This window comes from Mycobacterium scrofulaceum (genome assembly GCF_001667885.1).
GTDB lineage: Bacteria > Actinomycetota > Actinomycetes > Mycobacteriales > Mycobacteriaceae > Mycobacterium > Mycobacterium scrofulaceum_C.
Map to the genome: position 1 here is coordinate 1 of NZ_LZJW01000134.1, position 6459 is coordinate 6459.

At 71.8% G+C, this 6459-nt stretch carries 7 protein-coding genes; 2 read left to right on the forward strand and 5 right to left on the reverse strand.

The genetic code is table 11. The annotated features are described in order from the left end of the window. The 3 genes from A5681_RS19755 to A5681_RS19765 form a co-directional block, all read right to left on the reverse strand. Window positions 1-546 (reverse strand): VWA domain-containing protein (locus A5681_RS19755; RefSeq protein ID WP_156738067.1); only part of this gene is annotated, 546 nt, incomplete at its 3' end. 40 nt (window positions 547-586) lie between these two features. Then, window positions 587-1882: a primosomal protein gene (locus A5681_RS19760; protein WP_067278949.1), complete on the reverse strand. Its 1296-nt coding sequence runs from the start codon at window positions 1880-1882 to the stop codon at window positions 587-589. 37 nt (window positions 1883-1919) lie between these two features. Next, entirely contained in the window at window positions 1920-2795 is an 876-nt protein-coding gene (locus A5681_RS19765; RefSeq protein WP_067278965.1) for an alkaline phosphatase family protein, read from the reverse strand. 118 nt (window positions 2796-2913) lie between these two features. Here A5681_RS19765 and upp point away from each other — a divergent pair, with 118 nt between their 5' ends. Next, entirely contained in the window at window positions 2914-3537 is a 624-nt protein-coding gene (gene upp / locus A5681_RS19770) for a uracil phosphoribosyltransferase (RefSeq protein WP_067278952.1), read from the forward strand. Between the two features lies 1 nt (window position 3538). On the opposite strand, the gene A5681_RS19775 is transcribed toward upp, so the two are convergent. Both A5681_RS19775 and A5681_RS19780 read right to left on the reverse strand, forming a co-directional pair. Continuing rightward, entirely contained in the window at window positions 3539-5140 is a 1602-nt protein-coding gene (locus tag A5681_RS19775) for a phospho-sugar mutase (protein ID WP_067278957.1), read from the reverse strand. A gap of 5 nt (window positions 5141-5145) precedes the next feature. Continuing rightward, a complete protein-coding gene (locus A5681_RS19780) occupies window positions 5146-5952 on the reverse strand; it encodes a purine-nucleoside phosphorylase (protein ID WP_067278961.1) in 807 nt (268 codons plus the stop codon). An 86-nt stretch (window positions 5953-6038) separates the two neighbouring features. Here A5681_RS19780 and A5681_RS19785 point away from each other — a divergent pair. Beyond that, window positions 6039-6459, forward strand: a 421-nt coding sequence (locus A5681_RS19785) for a cutinase family protein (protein WP_419866341.1), incomplete at its 3' end; no start/stop codon positions are given.

Below are 6459 nucleotides of genomic sequence, written 5' to 3' on the forward strand. Positions count from 1 at the left end.
CGTCGCGATCGCGTGCAGCGCGGTGAACAGGCCCTCGCCCGTGGCGGTCTTGGGGGCCGGCTTCAGGCTGTCGATCGCCGCCTTCACCGCCTCGCGGTTGGTGGTCGGGGAGACCAGCAGGGACGCGTTGGCCGCGAACTCCACCAACCCCAGGTTGATCGCGGGCGTCAGCTCGTCGGCGAACTGCTTGCCGGCCACCTTCGCGGCGGTCAGCCGGTCCGGGGGGACGTCGGTGGACGCCATGGACTCCGAGACGTCGATGACCAGCATCACGACGGCCCGGTTGCGCGGGATGCGCATGTCGTGGGTGGGTGTGGCCAGCGCGATGGTCAACAGGACCAGGCTGAGCAGCGCCACCGCGATGGGGATGTGCCGCCTCGGCGACTGCGGCACGGCCGCCTCGGTGAACCGGCGCAGCCGGCGCCGGCGGCGAGCCTGGACCAGGATGTACACCGCCAATAGGCCCAGCGGCAGCAAACCGAACACGAGCATGCCCGGGCGCTGAAAGCCGTACAGGGGCAACGGGCCTATCCCGGGAAGCGACACCCGCCAGTAAAGAGGAGACTTCCGGGCCCGTCAAACGGGGCTACTCCCTGCGCAGCCGCCCGTCGACGAATTGCTCCAGGTTCTCCCACTCCCGCACCGCCGCCGCGTACGGGGCCGACGGCTTGCCGACCGAGCCGGGCTCGAGGACGTAGGCCACCAGCTTGCCCAGCGGGCGGCCCGTCTCGAGCGCCTTGTCGACCGTGCCCTCCTCCGAGTAGTCGCCGATGTCGCGGAGCAACTCGACCGCCAGGTCCAGCTGGTCGCGGTCCACGGCGTCGGGGCCGTCGGCGATGTCGTCGGCCAGCCCGCTGAGCACGTAGATGTTGTCATCGGTGATCTTGACCTCCAGCGAGCCGTCGGTGGCGGCGGTGCGGATGTCGTCGTAGGTGCTCAGGTCGGCGAGGTCGTGGTCGTGCTCGTCGGCGAGGTAGCGGGCCAGCGCCCGCTCGGAGGTGAACACGCTGATGCGCCCGTTGCGGCCAAGGAAGATCGGGCGGTCGTCCAGGTAGCACCGCAGGGTGTAGAAGGTGCCCGAACTCGTCATGATCCGAATGGGGTCGATGCCCACCTGCAACCAGAAATCCTCGTCGCTGCCCAGGATCACGGTGTCGCCGGCCGCGCGGGGCTCCTCGTCGGTCGCGTCCGACTCGTCGGCGTCCTCCGATTCGTCCGCCTCGTCGACGGCGTCCTCGTCGGCCGCGTCGGCGGCCTCGGTGTCTTCGGTCTCCTCTTCCTCGGGCTCTTCGGCCAGCTCGTCGGCCGCCTTGGCCGACAGCTTCTCGTCCACCTCGGGGGTGGTGACGATGCCCTCGACGGCGCTCAGCACGTCGTCCCAGCCGCGGCCGATGATCTCGCCGATCGCGTTCCAGCGTTTGAGGCCGGCCTTGCCGGTGAAGTGGTCGATGCCGCCCGACACGGTGCCCAGCGTGGGGTTGCCGTTGAAGAACTTCGACACCGCCGGGAGCTCGCACACCGATCCGATGGATGACACGAGCGACAGCGTGCGGGCCAACCCGGTCACCGACTCCTCGGTCGGCTTCTCCGAGACCAGCTCCTCGACCGCGACCAGATCGAACTGCCTGTCCTCGGCCGGTTCGAACTTGTGCGCGTGCGCCGCCGTCAGGTCCTTCCACGCCGGGTGGTCGACCAGGTCGTTGTCGGTGTCGGAGCGCACGAACGCGACCAGGTCGGCGACGGAGGAGAAGACGTACAGGTCCTCGTCCTTGCCCAGGAACGCCTCCCACTCGTCGCCGGCGTCGCGCCAGCGCGGCGCCCACACGGTGTAGCGGTCGCCGTCGGACAGGCTCAGGCGGATGGGCACGAGGTCAGCAGCCATGCGGCACACAATAGCGACGGCGGCCGGGCCATCCGGCCTAGCCCCAGATGTCGGCGATCGGCGGCGCGCCGGCCGCGTAGCCGGTTTTGGGCAGCCCGTACATCTGCTCGATCGTGGACAGCAGGTTGTAATGGTTGATCCGCTCGGCGTAGTTGCCGGGGACCACGTGCGCGCCGTAGAAGATGGTCGGGATCTGGTTGCGGCTGGAATTGTCGTCCTCGTCCCACGTCACGATCAGCAGGCTGTTGTTGGCCACCGCCCAGTTGGCGTAGCCCGACAGCTGGCGGTTCAGCCAGGTGTCGGCCTGCGCGATCGACCCGTCGTGCATGTTGTCGTCGTTGTTCGGGATCACGAAGGACACCGTGGGCAGGCTCGCGTAATTGCCCACCGGGAAGGCCGAGAACGGCAGGGAGTTCGCCGGCGGCACGTTGGTGAAGTTGGCCCAGGGCACATGCTTGCGCGCGTACTTGCCGGCCGTGCAGGCCGGCGAGCCGACCGCGGGCAGGCCTTCGGCGAAGCCGGCGAAGGTGTAGCCCGCGGCAAGCAATTCCGAACCCAGGTTGGGGGCGTCGCCCGCGTTGACCGGGCACCGGTCGCTGGTCACGCCGAAGGTGTTGCCGGCGAACATCGCCAGGTAATTCGGCTCGCTGGGATGGGTTTCGGCGAACGACTGCACCATGTTGGCGCCGCTCGCGGCCAGGGCGGTGATGAAGGGCGCCGCCTTGTTGCCGATGATGTTGGCCTCGGAGCGGTTCTCCTCCACCACGATCACGATGTGCGCGGGCTGCGGAATCGCCGCCGCCGCAAGGCTGATCCGCGCGGTCAGCGGTCCGGCCGCCAGGACCGCCAGCGCGACCGCGGCGAGCAGGCGCAGGGCCCGAAATGCCCTGCCCGTCAACCCCGTTGACCCCATCATTGCGCCCGGCACCACGGGAGCATAGGGGGACGTAAGGCGCCATCGGTGTCGACGCGGCCGGTTTCGGCGGGGCGTTAACCAAAAGCGGCCGGATTGTTATATAGGGTCGAACATCGTGGAAGTGCGCGTTGTCGATCACCCACTGGCGATCGCCCGGCTGACGACGATGCGCGACGAACGCACCGCCGATGACGGCTTCCGGGCGGCGCTGCGCGACGTGACCGCGATGCTGATCTACGAAGCCACCCGGGACGCGCCGCGCGAGACGTTCCCGATCCGCACACCGGTGGGCGACACGCTGGGGGTGCGGCTGGCCCGGCCGCCTCTGCTGGTGCCGGTGCTGCGGGCCGGGCTCGGCATGGTCGATCAGGCGCTCGCGCTGTTGCCGCAGGCCCGAGTCGGATTCGTCGGCGTGGCCCGCAACGAGGAAACCCATCGGCCCGCAGGCTATTTCGAGTCGCTGCCCGACGAGCTGGCCGGCGTGCCGGTGCTGGTGCTCGATCCGATGCTGGCCACCGGCGGGTCGTTGAAGCACACCGCCGGGCTGCTGCTCGAGCGCGGCGCCACCGACATCACGGTATTGTGCGCGGTGGCCGCGCCCGAAGGCGTTGCCGCGCTTGAGGAAACGGTGCCCGCGGCCCGCCTTTTCACGGTGGCGATCGACGACGGGCTCAACGAGAACGCCTACATCGTTCCGGGCCTCGGCGATGCCGGGGACCGACAGTACGGGCCGCGCTAGCTCACCAGCCGCGCGCCACCGCCACCAGCTCGTCGCGCAGCGCGCCGGCCCGCCGCCGGGCATCGTCGAGGCCGCCGGTCACCGCGCACCGAACCTCGATGTAGCACTTCAACTTCGGCTCGGTCCCGGACGGCCGCACCACCAGCCGGACGGACGTGGCGTCGTCGCCGCCGGTGAGGATCAGCGCGTCGGTGCTGTCGGCGACGGTGGTGGTGAACCCGGCCAGCGTTTCCGGGGGCGCCGCCCGCAGCCGGCGCATCAGCTCGCCCGCCTCGGCGGTGTCGGCCACCCGGCGGGACACCGCCGCGACGTCGTACACGCCATACCGCCGGGCGAGTTCGTCGAGCGCGCCGGCCACCGAACGATCCCGGTCCTTCAGCGCGGCCACCAGATCGCACATCAGCACCGCGGCGCTGATCCCGTCCTTGTCGCGCACGGCGTCCGGGTCGACGCAATGCCCGATCGCCTCCTCGTAGGCGTAGACCAGCGAGCCGCCTGGCACCCCGTCGTCGGCGCGGGCCAGCCATTTGAAGCCGGTGAGGGTTTCGACGTGGGTGGCCCCATAGCGGTGCGCGATGGCCGCCAGCATCCGCGACGACACCACGGTGCTGGCCACCACGGCCGTCCGCGGCTCGGCGACCCGCGACAGGATGTAATCGCCCAGCAGCCAACCGGTTTCGTCGCCGGACAGCATCCGCCAGCCCGACGCGGTGGGGATGGCGACGGCGCACCGGTCGGCGTCGGGGTCCAGCGCGATCGCGACGTCGGCCGTGACGTCGGCGGCCAGGGCGAGCAGCGCGTCGGTGACGCCGGGCTCCTCGGGGTTGGGGAAGGCGACGGTGGGAAAGTCGGGGTCGGGCGCGAACTGGGCGCCGACCGTGTGCACCCGCTCGAAGCCGGCCCGCTGCAGCGCGTCCACGGCCACCGCCCCACCCACCCCGTGCAGCGGGGTGAGCGCCACCCGCACCGATCCGCTGCCGCGCCGCACCGCGGCGGCGCGCGCTATGTAACGCCCGACCACATCGGTGGCGGCGGGTTGCACCGGCACCCGGGCGATTTCGTCGGCCGGGGGAGCGGCGGCCATCGCGGCCTCGATCTCGCGGTCGGTGGGGGAGATGATCTGGATGCCGCCGTCGGCGTAGACCTTGTAACCGTTGTCGGTCGGCGGGTTGTGCGACGCGGTGATCTGGATGCCGGCCGCGGCGCCGGTGCGGCGCACCGCGAACGCGACCACCGGCGTCGGCACCGGGCCGGGCAGCAACTGAACGGAAAAACCCTGGGCGGCAAGCACTTCGGCGGCGACGGTGGCGAAAACCGCGGAGCCGTGCCGGGAGTCGCGCCCGACGATCACCACCGAACCGGCCAGGCCGCGCCCGCCCAGCACCTGCGCCACCGCCCACGTGGCGCGCGACACCACCGCGACGTTCATGGCGTCCGGGCCGCCACGCACCGGGCCGCGCAACCCCGCCGTGCCGAACCGGAGCGGGCGCGCGAAACGCGCGGCCAGCTCGTCGGGCCCGCAGGCGGCGAGCTCGGCGGCGGTCGCCGGGTCGGGATCGTGGGCGATCCACTCCGCCGCGGCGATCCGCTCCTCGGGCGTCATCGCTGCTAGAACCGGGCCACGACGTCGGCCAGCAGCTCGCCCATCCGGCCCGCCGACGCGGCGCCTGCGGCGAGCACCTCGGCGTGGCTCAGCGGTTCGCCACCGATCCCGGCGGCCAGGTTGGTCACCAGCGACACCCCCAGCACCTCGGCGCCGGCCGCCCGGGCGGCGATGGTCTCGTGCACGGTCGACATGCCGACCAGGTCGGCGCCCAGCGCCCGCAGCATGCGCACCTCGGCGGGGGTCTCGTAGTGCGGCCCCGGCAGTCCGGCGTAGACCCCCTCGGCCAGCCCGGGGTCGCCCTGGCGGGCGAGGTCCCGCAGCCGCGGCGCGTAGGCGCCGGTCAGGTCCACGAACTGCGGACCGACCAACGGCGAGCGGGCGGTCAGGTTGAGGTGGTCGCTGATCAGCACCGGCTGGCCGACCTCCAGGTCCGGCCGCAGGCCGCCGGCCGCGTTGGTGAGCACGACGATGCGCGCCCCCGCCGCGCAGGCGGCCCGCACCGGATGGACCACGTGACACAGGTCGTGACCCTCGTAGGCGTGCACCCGACCAACCAGCACCAGCACGCGGCGCTCGCCGATCTGCGTCGACATCAGCTCGCCGGTGTGCCCGACGGCGGTCGGCGGCGCGAACCCGGGCACCTCGGCCTGGGGCAGCACGGCGGTCGGGGAGCCGAGGGCGGCGACGGCCGGGCGCCATCCCGATCCGAGCACGATGGCGACGTCATGCTCGGTCACACCGGTGCGCTCCGCGATGACCTGCGCCGCCAGTCGCGCCAGTTCGGTGGGGTCGGACGCGGGGTCGCTCACAGTCGGGGAGCTTAGCGCCGCGACGGCCCGCGACGTCATATGTGAAAATCTGCCGCATGAAACTTCATAGGTGGCAGGTGGTCGGCATGGCCGTCGCCGTTGCGGTGTCACTGTTTTCGCTCGCTGGCGGCCGGGTGCCGACGGCCCGGGCCGACGGATGCCCCGATGTCCAACTCATCTTCGCCCGCGGCACCGCCGAGCCGCCCGGCCTCGGCGTCGCCGGCGACGCGCTGCTCGACGCCCTGCGGCCGGCCCTCGGCTCGCGCAGCGTCGACGCCTACCCGGTGAACTACCCGGCCAGCTACAACTTCCTGCAAACCGCCGACGGCGCCAACGACGCGCGCGACCACATCGCGCAGATGGTCGACCAGTGCCCGGGAACGAAGCTGGTGCTCGGCGGCTTCTCGCAGGGCGCCGCCGCGGTGTCGATGCTGGCCGGGGTGCCGCCGCTGGGCGAACGCATCGGCAACTTCGGGTCGGCCCCCGCGCTGGATCCCGGCCTGGCCA